Genomic DNA, 15,072 nt, shown 5'->3' with positions numbered 1-15,072 from the left:
TTATTGGGATTGAAATAATAGTATGGAACGTGAAGGAACTAAGATAGTATCACCCGCAGCAAACTCTCCGAAATTTTCTATCGTATCATTATTCGTATCTAAGATTTTCATCCACCTAGCTCCATAATTTTCATTTGGGAGCTGATACGACACATCTTCCCAATACGCGTTAAACAACAGGTAAAAGCTAGCATCCACGATTTTCTTTCCGTCGTTACCAACTGATCTAATACCTTCACCATTTAAATATACCGCAAGTGAACGCGCATGGTCTTCCTGCCAATGATGGTCGTCCATCTCGGATGCATCAGGTAAAAACCATACGATATCTTCAACACCCGTACCGCGAATAGGCAATCCTTGAAACCATTTTCGGCGACAGAATACGGGATGTTCCCGACGAAGATGTATTAATTTCTTGGTGAAGTCCAATTGGTTTCCATCGATTTTAGTCCAATCCAACCACGAAATCTCATTGTCCTGGCAATATGCATTATTGTTTCCCTGCTGCGTTCTGCCGAATTCATCGCCAGCCACAAGCATGGGAACCCCTTGAGAAAGAAACAATGTTGTCAGCATATTTCGCTTCTGTTTCTCCCTCAAACTATTGATCTCAGGATCGTCTGTTGGTCCTTCGACACCACAGTTCCAAGAACGGTTGTGGCTCTCTCCATCCTGATTGTCCTCACCATTTGCGTCATTATGCTTTTCATTATAAGATACTAGATCGTGAAGCGTAAATCCATCATGTGCCGTAACGAAATTGACACTGGCCGAAGGGGTACGGTTGTCGCCTCGGTATAAATCAGAAGAACCGGTAAGTCGGTTTGCGAATTCGGCAATCATGCTGTCTGCTCCAATCCAGTAGTCACGGATACAGTCGCGATACTTTCCATTCCATTCGGCCCAGCCGGGGGGGAACTCGCCAACTTGATATCCCCCTTCTCCGATATCCCACGGTTCGGCAATTAGTTTAACTTGTGAGATGATTGGATCTTGATGGATCACATCGAAAAAAGAGCTCAATTTGTCTACTTCGTGCAGTTCACGCGCCAGTGCTGAAGCCAGGTCGAATCGAAATCCATCTACATGCATTTCTTGAATCCAATAACGGAGGCTGTCCATAATCATCCTTAATACGTTGGGTTGGCGGGTATTTAGTGTATTGCCGGTTCCGGTAAAGTCCATATAATAACGAGGGTCGTCAGCTAATCGATAATAGGAGGCGTTGTCAATACCTCTAAAAGAAAGTGTTGGCCCCATTTCGTTACCTTCGCCAGTATGGTTGTATACCACATCTAAAATAACTTCTATGCCTGCCTCGTGCAGTGCTTTAACCATCTGTTTGAATTCCAAAACCTGCTCTCCATGGTAGCCTGAAGCAGAATAGCGCACATCTGGTGCAAAAAAACCAATACTGTTATAACCCCAATAGTTGCTGAGTCCCTTATCCTTTAGATGACGGTCAGTCAAAAAATGATGTATAGGTAACAATTCTACCGCTGTAATACCCAATTCTTTCAGGTAATTTACTGCAACGGGATGGCCCATTGCGGCATAGGTACCTCTTATTTCTTCAGGAATATCGGGATGCATTGCTGTAAAGCCTTTTACGTGTGTTTCGTAAATCACACTCTTATGCATAGGAATGCGGGGTGGCTTATCGCTTCCCCAGTCAAATCTGTCGTTTGTAACGACAGATTTAGGAACAAAGGGAGCACTATCAGTTGCATCCATGCTTAAGTCATCATCTCCTATAGTGTAGGCGAATAAAGCATCATTCCATTTAACAGTTCCTGAAATTGCTTTTGCATAGGGATCAATCAATAATTTATGTGGGTTAAAGCGATGTCCGTTTGATGGGTCATAAGGACCATGAACCCGATAACCGTAGAGTTGCCCAGGTTTTATTCCAGAAACATAGATATGCCACACTTGATGTGTTTTCTCCGTAATTTTAAATTTAGCGATTTCTCGCTCGTCTGAACTATCGTAGAGATAAAGTTCAACAGCCTCAGCGTGTTCGGAGCAGAGTGCGAAGTTCACTCCTTCCCCATCGTAGGTTGCCCCTAAAGGATAAGGATTTCCGGTAGAAATGTTTGTTTCCATCTTTATGTTTAACGGTTATATATTTTCGTGTAATTAAATAATTTATGTTGAATTTTTGATGTAAATGCTTTCTTTTGCATACGCCACAACCAATTTCCAGCAGTACTGGCTGGCCTATTCATACGGCATGATCCATCAAGATTTAAAATATCTTGCATCGGCACTATAACCTTATCCGCGACAGATGCGTAAATTGACCGTATAAGGACGTCATTGACATTCTCACTATCAACTATTCTTCCAAAATAGTTTCTTAAATTTATTTTGCTCAATAGACTTAGGTCCTGATTGTACCAAGATAACGTCGTATTATTATCATGTGTACCGGTATAGGCAACAGAATTTCTGACATACCGATGAGGAATGTGAGGTGATCGTGACATATCCTCACCAAAGGCAAATTGTAATACCGCCATACCGGGAAATTTAAATCGATCTCGAAGATCATATACTGCGGCATCGACATCGCCGAGATCCTCCACTATAAAGGGCATATATTCTAGATTGATCTTAACTTGCTCAAAGAAAGCCTCACCAGGGCCCGCCAACCATTTTCCATTCTTTGCAGAAGTTTCTTGAATAGGAACTTCCCAATAGGAAGAAAATGCTCTAAAATGATCCAGTCGCAAAATATCGAACAACGAACAGTTGTGCGCTAGCCGGTCGATCCACCATTGGTAGCCATCATGCTTAAGAGATTCCCAATTAAAAGTTGGCATTCCCCATAATTGGCCATCTGCATTAAAGTAGTCTGGGGGTACTCCGGCAACATATTTCATATCTCCGTCTGCTTTTAAGGAAAAATAGTGCGGATTGACCCACACATCTGCGGAATCGTAGGCTACGTAAAATGGAATATCGCCAATAAGTCTAATGCCATAATCTCGTGCATATTTTCTTAAGCCATCCCACTGTTTGAAAAATAGAAATTGGAACCACTTTTCTTGTTGTAATTCATCTCGAAATTCAGCAGCAAAATTGCTCAACGCGGCGCTTTCTCGATTCTTATAATGCGTTGGCCACTCATACCATGGTTTATTTCCATTTCTATTTTTTAACACCTTGAAAAGAGCATAATCATTTAACCACTTCGATTCGCGATCTACAAAATCGGAAAATTCAAATGCTGCATCCGCTGGCAGACGACTATAGGCCTGTTCCAACAGTTGGTATTTTGCCAACACTACTTCAGCAAAATTTATCGTTGTCGATGCTTTACGTTTTAAGTGCTTTATTTCATTCTTTTGGAGCAAACCTAATTTTATCAGCTCCCGCAGATCTATGAATAATGGATTTCCAGCCCTGCTACTCAGCGTACTATAAGGTGAATGGAATTGTGTAGCATCCGTAGGGCCCAATGGAAGAACTTGCCACCAGCTTTGCCCGCTGCGGTAAAGTTGCTTTACAAATCTTCTAGCTTCCGAGCCCAAGTCACCTATCCCGAAAGGGGATGGAATTGAACTAATATGCATCAAAATGCCTGAGCTCCGCTGAGGTGGAAAATCCGTGTAGCTGATGATAGCCGTTGGAAGATCCCTAAAAATCGTATTGACTGCAATCTCCATTCCTTCACCTTGTGCTTCTGTTAGGATATGCTTCCAGGCCACGGAATGGTTTGATGAAAGATGAACCTTGGTATCAGACCAATCAAATGAACCAGGAACAAATTTTGAGATATTACCGATTTCTGCGAGATGTAAGGGAACAACTATAACCATCCATTCCTCACCCGATCTACGCGCGAATGCTAAAATATTATTACGAAAGCGGCCAGTTACTTTAAGCGGCACGTAACTGCCATCGGATGCGAGAGCACGGTGTTCCTTTCGCAGTTTCACCAATTCCCTTACCAACCATAATTTAATTTTCCCATCAAACCTATATTTCCATAAATCTTGGGTCTGCACTTTTTTATCCCCATTTTCAATAGCAGACAAAAGATCCTTCCTACGCTGATAATCTATCGGTCTTCGATTGTCTGGATCGACAAAACTATGGTTCCAAAGTTCTGAACCCTGATAGATGTCAGGGACGCCAGGACAAGTAAATTTTAAAATTTGCTGGGTAAGCGAATTTATGACACCAAAATCGGCAACCACCTCAAGAAAATGATAAAAGCTGGTAAAAAATGGACGTTCTCTATCGAGCAGAAAAGAGGCGAACTTCTGAACAGAAGCTTCATAGTCCACATTTGGGCTCTCCCAGCAAGAGCGTTCCTTCCCCTCTCGGAGATATTTAACCAAGTAATCAAGAAAGCGTTTTTCAAATGCTAAGGATCTATTAGAATCATTTTTTTCCATGGGAAAAGAAGCGACCAGCGACTGATAAATGAAGTATTCATCATTTGGATGCGGAAGATCTTTTGGGTATTCGTTCCGCACCATATCGTGCCAGAGTTGCACCTCTTTAATCCACTTTTGCGCCATAGCGGTTAGTACCAATAGACGACTACGCGCATCTTCGCCGCGTTTGGTATCGTGAGTCGAACTTGCATTCATAGATAGTGACCAGTTCATCTGGCGCTCTTGCATCATTTTATGAAATTTCTTTTTACTCACACCCCAATTCGCTGGATGATCGCCCACTTCATTATGGCCAATAAAGCGGTTATACGTAAACATTAAAGTATCTTCCACCCCCTTCGCCATGACTGGACCTGTCAACTGCATACAACGCATGAGAAATTCCACCAGATCACTTTGGGTTTTCGGTTGATAATTCACCTGCGCCTGTTCAAAGAGATTCCTAAACTGATTAATCAGTGTTTGGTCGAGCTCAGGAATCTTAGTTAACTTTGCAAAAATTGATAAAAATAATTTATAAGTTGATGCTGACAGTGGAAAGCGATCGTCATAAACGCGGTATATAGGAAACGATGCTAAAAATGATTGTAAAATATCCTTTAGGTGGCTTTTTTTAACCTTGCTATTAACACGTAGGAGGCTTGATAGTAGCTTAGTGAGGTTTGCAAGCTCGCCCTGCATGTGTTTATTGAGAATTGTACTCTTTTTTAAATATTGTTGTTCCGCAATAGATGAATTTTCGCCAACTAATTTCGTATAATATTTATCTAAAAATTTTTTTCCAGATTTGGATGTGAAGACATTATTGCACATCGATAAGAAGTCGTATCCTGTTGTTCCCTGTATCGGCCATTCATGGGGAAGCACTTCCCCATGCTCCAATATTTTTTCAGCAACTATATATGTAGTTGAGCCAACAGACTTCCTCAAATTAAACAAATACGCGGTCGGATTGTAAAGTCCGTCAATATGATCAATCCTTAATCCGTCAATCAGTCCTTCTTTAACCAGTGTTTTTATTAACTTATGGGATTCGTTGAATACATTCTCATCCTGCACGTTTAAACAAATCAGTTCATTTACTGTAAAGAAACGTCTAAAATTTATTCTCTCGTTTGTGATCCACCAAGGGCAAAGTTCATAATGCTGAGCGTTTACCAACACATCAATATCATTCAAATTACTATTAAATTGATCAAGAATGTGCTTTAACTTTCTTTTCGTCAGTTTATTAAAAATTTGAGCACGCAATAGTTTCCATTCTTCACTATCTCCATTAGCTTGAACAGTACTTATCTGTGTTAAAAGTCCTTCAAAATTAGATTGTGTAGCCTGTAAATAATCCTTCAGGATAACACAATATGATTGAGGAGAAATTGGATACTGGTTTCCCTTATAAGACAGCCGAAGGCTATTATTCAAAAAAATGACAGCGATTTCGTTGTTCGAAATCGCCTCCTCCAAATTATCTGTCAATACAGGGACCATTAACCTTCCCTTATCAAACAAACCTGAACTATAACAGGTATCGAAAAAACCACTAAATTGCGATGACTGGCCAAATTCCAGAAGATCCATAAGCCATTCATTTTTCGGATGAAATGCCATATGGTTAGGAACGATATCTTGTAACCATTTAATTTGGTATTTGTTCAATAGCTCCTTAATCGATCTCAAATCTTCCAAATTACCCAACTCGCTATTTATCTGATTAAAATTTATACCATCATATCCATGAATGCTCCCAGGGGTTGACTGGAAAATGGGGGATGCGTATACTGTATCTATACCCAAATCTCTGAGGTAAGGAATTACGTCTTTAAAGTCCGAGAAGTTGAAATCTTTATGAAACTGAATTCTGTATGTGGTATGTGGCGTATTAATAGATACTTTTTTAGTTGTGTGCATGGCTTGCTGATATCTTTTTAGATCAGAACATCTTTCCGCAATTTTAGTTCATTGGATTCTCCAGAAAAAAAGATTATTAATTATAAAAAACAATAAAGCAAAAAAACAATTTAAAATTAAAACGAATCTGCTTGAGCTGCGTTCTTAATGTACTTCTTCAATAATTGCAGTTTTAAATTATTATACACATGAAAAAAATAGGAATTACGTTTTCTGCTTTTGATTTGCTTCACGCAGGTCATGTTAAGATGCTCGAAGATGCCAGAGAACAATGCGACTTTTTAATATGCGGATTACAAACAGATCCTACTCTTGATCGCCCAGAAAAAAATAAGCCAACACAATCTGTATTTGAACGCTATATGCAGTTAAAAGCGTGCAAGCACGTTGATATGATTATACCCTATGCTACCGAACAGGACTTAGAAGATGTATTGCGATCGTTCAAGGTACATGTTCGTATTTTGGGAGACGAATATATGGATAAAGCATTTACTGGCAGGAAATACTGCGAGGAGAAAGGAATACAACTATATTTCAACAGAAGGGAAAATAGATTTTCGAGTTCGTCTTTACGGAAAATAATTGCATCCAAGGAAAAAAACAATAAAGGTGCTGTGGTAAGCATAAATGAGGCAGCAAGTTACGCTTTGAAGCGTGTAAATGCATAAATTAACAATTAACATATGATAATAGGTATTATATTTGGGGTATTCGACATGTTGCATGTAGGCCATATTGTGGCTCTTCAGGAAGCTAAGAGTCAATGTGATTATCTTATTGTAGGTCTTAAGACAGACTCAAAAGTACAAGAACATGATACTCATGATTCTGCACAAACTATGGTTGAAAGGTTTATCAAATTAGAAGGTTGCCAATTTGTTGATGAGATTATTCCGTTTGAGTCTGATGACGATATTACCGATATGCTTCAGTCGCTTCCTGTACACAAATACTTTATAGGCGAAGAATATAAGCTTGTAGATTTTTCAGGTAGAGATTATTGTATTTCAGAAGGAATTGAAATTTACTATACCAAAAATAAAAATAGGTTTTCAAGCCAATCACTTCGAAAAATTGTAAGTGAAAAGGAAATAGAAAAGGCGGAAAAAAGTTTTAATACGAATCTAAAATGTCATACTACTACTAATACTTCGATAACTTCCTCATGAAAGACGACTAAAACACATGTTCCGCAGGGTTCCAATTAACAGCATTATGTTAGCGATCTGAAAAATCAACATAGATGTATATGCGAAATTCTGCGCTAATCGTCCGTAAAGCTGGATGACTTGAATCTATTAGCAGCAATTCACAATTTGTAATAGGCCGAATTGCTGCTATTCTATTTTGGCCTTATTAAAAAAGATATTGAAGAGTTATTTCCCTGTATAGTACTATTTTCCTGACACAATCATTTTTCTTCTTGTCCTGAATGCTCCACAACACAGTAGAAACCGATATCAGTAATATACTATTCACTTTACCTACCACCTCAAAATTTATTCAATTTATTAATCAATTTAAGGACGGCCCCTTCCATTTCTACTTGTTAAAATAGATAGAATCTATGGTTCAGTTACGTTGTTCCACTAACTTATCAGCGTATAAATAACGTGAATACAAAGGTTTGGCGTAAAACTCTACTTAGAAAAAGTTTTATACGGTTTTATATTCCAGGCGTCATGAGCAGAAAAGTACATTAAACTATCTATAAAGCTCATAATCAGCGTACCTAATTGATTTTAAGTATAAATCACATCTCCCGTTATATTTACTTGAAGATATTGCTAAAGCTTATGAATAGGCAATTTTGGCAAAAAACTGCACTGTTGTTGTACTGTCTCATCAGTATTCATTAAGATTATTAAATAACAATATGCAACATATCGAAATAAATTCATTTTTTATTGAAAAAAGAGGCCTACTCAAAAATTTCGCTTCCCAATTTACCTCAGATCCTGAGATTAAGAATGATCTTATACAGGACACTATGGTTAATGCATTGAAATCCATTGAAAAGCTTATGCATAATCCAAAAGTGGGTTCTTGGTTATACGTGATCATGCGAAATATCTATATTAACCATTATAGAAAAACGAAAAGAACTGAAAACTATCATCATGAATATGCATCTCTTGCCATGAATGAATCTACTTCTACGAATGCAAGCACAACTAAGTTTATTCTAGATGATATACAGAAAGCGTTGAGTCAACTTTCTCAGGAAAATTACGAAATTTTCAATATGTTTTTGGAAGGATTTAAGTATTATGAAATCGCGGAATATATGCAGATGCCTGAAGGAACGATTAAAACACGTATTCATTTTATTCGTAAAACAATGAAAAAACAACTATCGGTATATCATTAATAGACTATCGTTAATTAAAAGCTTCATTAAACTATAAAAATAAAAACTATTTACAGATAAATCTTGTTATTTAAAAAACATCACTAAATAAATAAATATTATGATTTCAAACAAAACACTATTTGCTTCCCTAGCGGCTTTAACATTGCTAGCATCATGTAATAACCAGACGCCACAGGAAAAGGCAGCTGAAAATATGGAACATGCGGAAGAAAAAGCAGCAGATGCCAACGAAGAGGCGATGAAAACTTCAGAAGACGCTGCGACAAAAGATGCCGAAGCAGTTGTTTATTCGGATAAAGCAGCCGCAAACGCTGCTATAGCTTCGGTTGCTGCGCCTGCTCTTTCCAATGATAAAGCCAAAGAGCTCTATACAAAGCTTGGAAAAACTTGGGTAGAACGTATCAATGCAGAAACTGCTGATAAAGCATTGGATAAAGAAAAATCTTTGTTAGATATCAAAAATGAAATTGAGAAAAATGTTGCAGACGGTAAAATATCAGCTTCGGATAAAGATAACATCATGAAATATCAATCCGACTGTATTGCCGCAGTAAAAGCTGCTCTTTAGTACAAAGGAAAAATAACTACAATAATTGTCATAAACTGGATGTCTTGCAGATTGGTTTCAATAGCAGGACATCCTTTTTTGTTGATACCATTACGTATAAATTAGGCAATTATCTATCCAGGTGGGATGAACTTTCGACTGCTTCTAGCAGGTCATTGATATCAAAAGGCTTTGCTATAAAACGATTAGCTCCTGCGCGAAACGCCACCTCCTTTCCATCCTTACTGGCGGATATGCATATGATAAACAGTTCTTTCAGTTCTTTATCTTCTCTAATTTTTCTTATCAATTCATCTCCGGAGAGCATCGGCATCCATATGTCTAATAAAATGACATCGGGTTTCTTTTCCCTGATCACTCCTAAGGCATTAAGACTGTTTGTCTCAATAATTGTGTCGTAACCCGACATTTCCAATAGCATTTGTAACATGTCAACTATTGTACTATCATCATCACAAATGAAAACCGTTTTGTTTTCCATATTTTATTTTACTCGCTAATTTTGAACATTATTTTTTCATTCATTATCCCATTGTGTTCCCTTTGTGACCTGCTCGTCTTCTATGAGTGCTATTTTTCAAATATAGTTGATAAATATGTTATAACGCGAAATTCTTATAAATTCGTTTAATAATCTCCCACATATTATAATACTTTGCATACGGAATTACGATACATTAGCAATAACTTGCTCTAAAAAATAGATTTGGCTTTCATTTATCTTCTTTATGGCCTCTGGAAATGTAAACCAGGCGCCCCGATCAACTTCAGGATAAAGTTGTATCTTTCCTGATCTAGGAGGCCATTCCAATGAAAAGGTATTACTGATGAGTTTATGCGCATCCATATCACCCTCAATTGCCCAACATAATACTTTTTTCCCTCCTTTCTGTTGAATAGCAGACAATTCCATAAAGTTTCCATTAGGTAGACACCCTGTTTCCTCCATAAACTCCCTTTTAGCAGCTGCGAGGGCATCTTCGTCCATACCGATCTCTCCTTTCGGAATGGTCCAATAACCTTCATCTTTCTTGGCAAAATATGGTCCTCCAGGATGTACTAAGAAAAAATAAATTTGTTGTTCCTGAATTTTATACATTAATAATCCCGCACTACAATTGAGTTTTCTAGCCATTCGTGTTATTGTTACTTAATCTAATCCATGTAGGGGCATGATCGCTGCTTTTCTCCCATCCACGAACGTCCCGATCTATACCACCTTCCATTAACCGAGCCTGGATCGACGGACTCAATAGGATGTGATCTATACGCAACCCTGCATTTCGAGCATAAGCCTGACGAAAATAATCCCAAAATGTATAAACTTCCTTATCCGGGAAAAGTGTACGTATAGAATCTTGCCATCCATCTTTTAGCAAAAGACTAAAAGCTTCCTTAACCTCTTTTGTAAAGAGTGCATCATTGATATATTTTTCTGGCTTATAAGTGTCTATGTCTTCTGGAATAATATTGAAATCCCCGATCAGAATAGCCGATGCATTCATCCGAAGAAGTGTTTTAGATCGTTTGGCCAACCGTTCGATCCAATCTAATTTATAATCATATTTGACCCCTGGAAAAGGGTTGCCATTAGGTAGATAAATACAACATATTACGACGTTTTGGATTATGACCTCCAAATATCGGCTTTGGTTATCCTCAGGATCTCCGGGCAGAACTCTTGTGATCTCTTCAATCTCATATTTCGAAAGCACCGCAACTCCGTTCCAACTTTTCTGGCCATGCCAAATGGCATGATAGCCGAGATCACTTATTTCTTTCAACGGAAAACGTTCTTGAGGGGATTTAAGCTCCTGAAGGCAAACTACATCTGGCGACTCTTCTTCCAACCATCGTAAAAGGACTGGAAGCCGCGCGTTGATACCATTTATATTATAAGTTGCTATCTTCATAAAATGAATATGTTATGTTAAAACACAACGAGCCAAACGTCACAATTGTTTGGAAATTTATAATATTATCGTAGTATAACATCTACATTCAATCCTATCTGATTAACCGAAATGAGTTACTGACGTCAATACTTGCAGGCTATGCAGACAAAACACGTTTTATTACTAAATCAAATCTTCATATTAACTCCAATAATTGTATACAAATCGTTGAACGCTAAATGCGCTTCGTGTTTATCCTTTCACAAAAGATCGATTCTGATAAGAATCCAAGGATTACTGCGCTATAAATACGTAGTTAAACTGAATTTTACGGTAGGCGCATAACATTGCTACGCTATTTCAATTAAAAAAGTACGGATATGCCCTTACACATTGTCTTTGGGTATAAATTTTGATTCATCTTTATCAAAAGAATTACACTCAAAATAGCGTACTGATATGGAAAATATTGATAAAAAAGCAAAAGAAATAGGATTGGAAAAGGGATATTATTTGTTGCTAATGGCCATTCTCGATCTTCCAGTTGAAGAGGTACAAAATACAATTAAGGAGGGTTAAGTTATATGAAAAAAATAGCAATTATAAGTACATGCCCACCACAAGAATGTGGGTTAGCCACCTTCACCAAAGATCTGAAACATGGTATGGAGTTAGATGCTAGCGTCCATATTGATCTAATCGCATTATCAAAACATGGAGTAGAGGATTTTGACGAGTCTGTTCGCTTTGTTATCCATAAAGATCGACTTGACAGTTATCATCAAGCGGCGCGCCTTATCAATGAGGAATACGACTATTGTGTTATTCAACATGAATTTGGAATATTTGGTGGTGTTGATGGTATTTTCATTACACAAATAGCCAATAACCTTACGATACCTTTATTAACAATATTTCATACTATTTTGCAAACACCGTCGTTGCAGCAAAAAGAGATTATGGAATTGCTGTTGGAGAAATCCCAGTCTGTTGTTAGTCTTTCACCGAAAGGAGTCGAATTATTGAAAGAACAATTTGATCCAGCGCATGCGGACAAAATTAAATTTATACCCCATGGTGTTCCTCAATTTGATTACAATCAAGGTTTGGCGAAGTATAAATTAGGTCTCCAAGAAAATTTTGTAATGATGACCTTTGGCCTGATTGGAAGGAGTAAAGGATTGGAGTATGCTATAAAATCTTTGGCGGGTACTGATCTACCTGGATTCAAATATTTAATCATCGGAAAAACTCATCCTAACGTTTTGGTTCACGAGGGGGAATCCTATCGTTTTGAATTACGAAATTTAGTCAGTCAATTGAATTTAGAAGATAAAGTTGTTTTTATTGATAAATTTCTAACAGATGAAGAATTGAAAGAGTACCTCACCGCATGTGATATATATCTATCCCCCTATCCTCACGAGCAGCAAATCAGTAGTGGAACGCTATCATTCGCTGTGGGAGCAGGTGCTGCTGTTATTTCGACGCCGTATTGGCACGCTAGCGATTTATTAAAAGATGAACGCGGCATATTAACTCCTTTTAACGATATAGAAGCAATGCGTGCTAACATTAATTTATTGTACTCATCAAAACGTCTATTAGCTTGGCATCGTTTTAAAGCGCGTAGTTACGGTGAGCAGACAGTATGGAAGAAAGTAGCAAAAATGTATATTGATCTCCTTCAAGGTTTAGCTACCCCAGTAAGATCATTAGTTGATTATGAAAAATATGTCTCTTTTGACTTGAAAAGAGAAGCATAGAATTAAAGGTTCCCAGCAATTGCTGGGAACCTTTAATTCTTTAAAAGCGTATGTAGAATTTCTAACGCTTTAATCGTATACCTAAACTGAGCTTCCTGCATCCCTATATTTGAACTTAGCTCTATTGTTTCTGTCATTAGAATTTCCTGTTTATATGCGAATGAGACAAATGCGAACAATTTCCCCTTTGATTCAGGAACTACTGTTGCGTATCCGGTTGTGGCAACCGACCAATCTGTATGAAACATTCTGCCTACCGCGATTGCCATTTCCTCTGTTGTTCTTGACGATACACAGTCACATCTTTCCGCTAGTTCTGCATCGACATCAAGTATGTTAATCTTTTCATCAATTGAATAGGCTGTGATGCCGCCAGCGAAAACCTCCGTTGCTCCTTCCATCTGCGAGCAAGCTAACTGCAAAAATCCTGCGGTCACACTTTCGGCAATAGCAACACGGGCTTTAGCATTACGTAGACTGTGCCTTACCTCTTTTAATACTATTTCTGGAAAATCTATTTGCGTCATATAATAGAAATAAGTAATAGATACTGTTTATTAGTAAACTTTATAATCAATTTTAATCGTTCAGCTTGCATACGCTAATTTTTAGATATGCTGTCGCGATTTGTCTTATTTTATTGTCCAAATTAGGGTATTTGGCAAGAACAGTCAGAATTTTTCCCTAAATTTAGTTCACTAAAATGTTCAAATCTCCTTTGAAACCAAACAGTAGCTAAGGGAATATCGTTTTTAATAAATAGATTTATTTATTTTTCCAATAATATTTTGACCTTCTAAATATGATCCAACAGTTTTACACCTACCTAAACATTCTTGCACTCTTTCTGTTTGTAGATGTTTTGATTTTCTTGAGAATAAGGATATTATCGATCTGGAAATCAAATATACTGTTTGCTAAACTAGTTTGGTGGTCTTTAAGTTTGCTGTCCTATTTATCAATATTTCTCAATTTATTTTTTAAATGGAATAGTTTTGAAGCAGCGTGTTTGGTATTTTTTCCCATTACGTTACTGTTTGCGAAAATTATATTTCTCTTCTTTATTGGAATTGATGCGATGTGGCGTGCTTCTACTGTGTTCAAGAATCTCCTTATAAGGCCTAAACCCTTATCCCATCAAGATGGAAATATACTGTCCTTAACAAGATCTGATTTTATAATCAAAAGTGGTCTTGTTCTGGCTTGCGTTCCTATTGCTGCGCTTACACGTGGATTTGCTTTAAATTTATATGATTATCAGATTAAACATATCAATTTAATTTTACCAAATTTACCGAAATCTTTCGAAGGAATGACCATCGCTCAGATTTCTGATATACACGCAGGAAGTCTTTATAATCGGGATAAAGTGAAAAGCGGCATTGACTTGCTGATAGCGGAAAATCCTGATATCATTTTCTTTACTGGAGATTTAGTTAATGATTTTGCGTCCGAAATGGATCATTATTTGGACATATTCAATACGCTCAACGCTCCTCTAGGCACATTTTCTATACTCGGTAATCATGATTATGGAGACTATCATTTCAATAGACATCATTTTTTCGATAAAAGTCGATTGACAAAAGAACAGAACTTCGCGAAGCTCAAAAGCATCCACCGTCAATTGGGCTGGCAACTGCTTCTCAATGAATCGAAAGAGCTCATACTGAACAATGATAAAATTACAATTATAGGCGTGGAAAACTGGGGGTTACATAACCCTAAAAATTATGGTGACATCGATTTGGCGATGTCTAAAGTTGATAAATCATCTTCTGTCAACTTCATGCTTTCACACGATCCTTCACATTGGCGGGCTGAAATCATCTCCAAATACCCCAATATCGATGTTACTTTTAGTGGCCATACTCATGGAGGACAATTTGGTTATACCAACCCAAAATATCAATGGAGCCCAGTGAAGTATGCTTACCAGGAATGGGCAGGTTTATATCGTGAAAAACATCAGGCACTCTATGTAAATGTTGGATTTGGCTATCTAGATTATCCGAGCCGATTAGGCATGTTGCCAGAGGTCACGATATTTCATCTGAAAAGTATAAATTAACGTTGACATCGTTCAACTCACAATAAACCTTTACCTTATTAACTTTGTTATTCTTTCTCCGATAGAGTACGATTC

The 15,072-nt window shown here is 37.6% G+C and carries 12 protein-coding genes; 6 read left to right on the top strand and 6 right to left on the bottom strand.

What is annotated here, in order from left to right:
- Both glgX and treY read right to left on the bottom strand, forming a co-directional pair.
- On the bottom strand, positions 1-2,109 hold the full coding sequence (gene glgX, locus B3E00_RS01015; RefSeq protein WP_293936368.1) for a glycogen debranching protein GlgX: 2,109 nt from the start codon (positions 2,107-2,109) through the stop codon (positions 1-3).
- 8 nt (positions 2,110-2,117) lie between these two features.
- Positions 2,118-6,320, bottom strand: a complete 4,203-nt coding sequence (gene treY, locus B3E00_RS01010; RefSeq protein WP_293936366.1) for a malto-oligosyltrehalose synthase — start codon at positions 6,318-6,320, stop codon at positions 2,118-2,120.
- Positions 6,321-6,508: 188 nt separating this feature from the next.
- On the opposite strand from treY, the gene B3E00_RS01005 reads away from it, so the two are divergent.
- The 4 genes from B3E00_RS01005 to B3E00_RS00990 all read left to right on the top strand — a co-directional run bounded on the left by B3E00_RS01005 (position 6,509) and on the right by B3E00_RS00990 (position 9,265).
- Positions 6,509-6,991, top strand: a complete 483-nt coding sequence (locus B3E00_RS01005; protein WP_209581970.1) for an adenylyltransferase/cytidyltransferase family protein — start codon at positions 6,509-6,511, stop codon at positions 6,989-6,991.
- A 15-nt stretch (positions 6,992-7,006) separates the two neighbouring features.
- A complete protein-coding gene (locus B3E00_RS01000; RefSeq protein WP_293885107.1) occupies positions 7,007-7,492 on the top strand; it encodes an adenylyltransferase/cytidyltransferase family protein in 486 nt (161 codons plus the stop codon).
- 707 nt (positions 7,493-8,199) lie between these two features.
- On the top strand, positions 8,200-8,694 hold the full coding sequence (locus B3E00_RS00995) for an RNA polymerase sigma factor (RefSeq protein WP_293936364.1): 495 nt from the start codon (positions 8,200-8,202) through the stop codon (positions 8,692-8,694).
- Between the two features lie 100 nt (positions 8,695-8,794).
- The gene (locus B3E00_RS00990; protein WP_293885109.1) at positions 8,795-9,265 is read left to right on the top strand and encodes a hypothetical protein; all 471 of its coding nucleotides are present in this window, start codon (positions 8,795-8,797) and stop codon (positions 9,263-9,265) included.
- 109 nt (positions 9,266-9,374) lie between these two features.
- On the opposite strand, the gene B3E00_RS00985 is transcribed toward B3E00_RS00990, so the two are convergent.
- The 3 genes from B3E00_RS00985 to xth form a co-directional block, all read right to left on the bottom strand.
- Complete coding sequence (locus B3E00_RS00985) at positions 9,375-9,746, bottom strand: response regulator (RefSeq protein WP_293936361.1); 372 nt, start codon at positions 9,744-9,746, stop codon at positions 9,375-9,377.
- Positions 9,747-9,932: 186 nt separating this feature from the next.
- Complete coding sequence (locus B3E00_RS00980) at positions 9,933-10,400, bottom strand: NUDIX domain-containing protein (RefSeq protein ID WP_293936357.1); 468 nt, start codon at positions 10,398-10,400, stop codon at positions 9,933-9,935.
- On the bottom strand, positions 10,393-11,178 hold the full coding sequence (gene xth, locus B3E00_RS00975) for an exodeoxyribonuclease III (RefSeq protein ID WP_209581987.1): 786 nt from the start codon (positions 11,176-11,178) through the stop codon (positions 10,393-10,395). The genes B3E00_RS00980 and xth overlap by 8 nt, the downstream gene beginning before the upstream one ends.
- 566 nt (positions 11,179-11,744) lie before the next feature.
- Here xth and B3E00_RS00970 point away from each other — a divergent pair.
- Positions 11,745-12,926, top strand: coding sequence for a glycosyltransferase (locus tag B3E00_RS00970; RefSeq protein WP_293936355.1), 1,182 nt, complete (start codon positions 11,745-11,747; stop codon positions 12,924-12,926).
- A gap of 32 nt (positions 12,927-12,958) precedes the next feature.
- On the opposite strand, the gene B3E00_RS00965 is transcribed toward B3E00_RS00970, so the two are convergent.
- Positions 12,959-13,453, bottom strand: a complete 495-nt coding sequence (locus tag B3E00_RS00965; RefSeq protein ID WP_293936353.1) for a CinA family protein — start codon at positions 13,451-13,453, stop codon at positions 12,959-12,961.
- Between the two features lie 275 nt (positions 13,454-13,728).
- On the opposite strand from B3E00_RS00965, the gene B3E00_RS00960 reads away from it, so the two are divergent.
- Entirely contained in the window at positions 13,729-14,997 is a 1,269-nt protein-coding gene (locus B3E00_RS00960) for a metallophosphoesterase (protein WP_293936350.1), read from the top strand.
- Positions 14,998-15,072 lie beyond the last annotated feature (75 nt).

This window comes from Sphingobacterium sp. UBA5996 (assembly GCF_002429765.1).
Classification (GTDB): Bacteria; Bacteroidota; Bacteroidia; order Sphingobacteriales; family Sphingobacteriaceae; genus Sphingobacterium.
The sequence above is the reverse complement of the archived record's forward strand: the minus strand, read 5'-3'. Positions and strand labels throughout refer to the sequence as shown.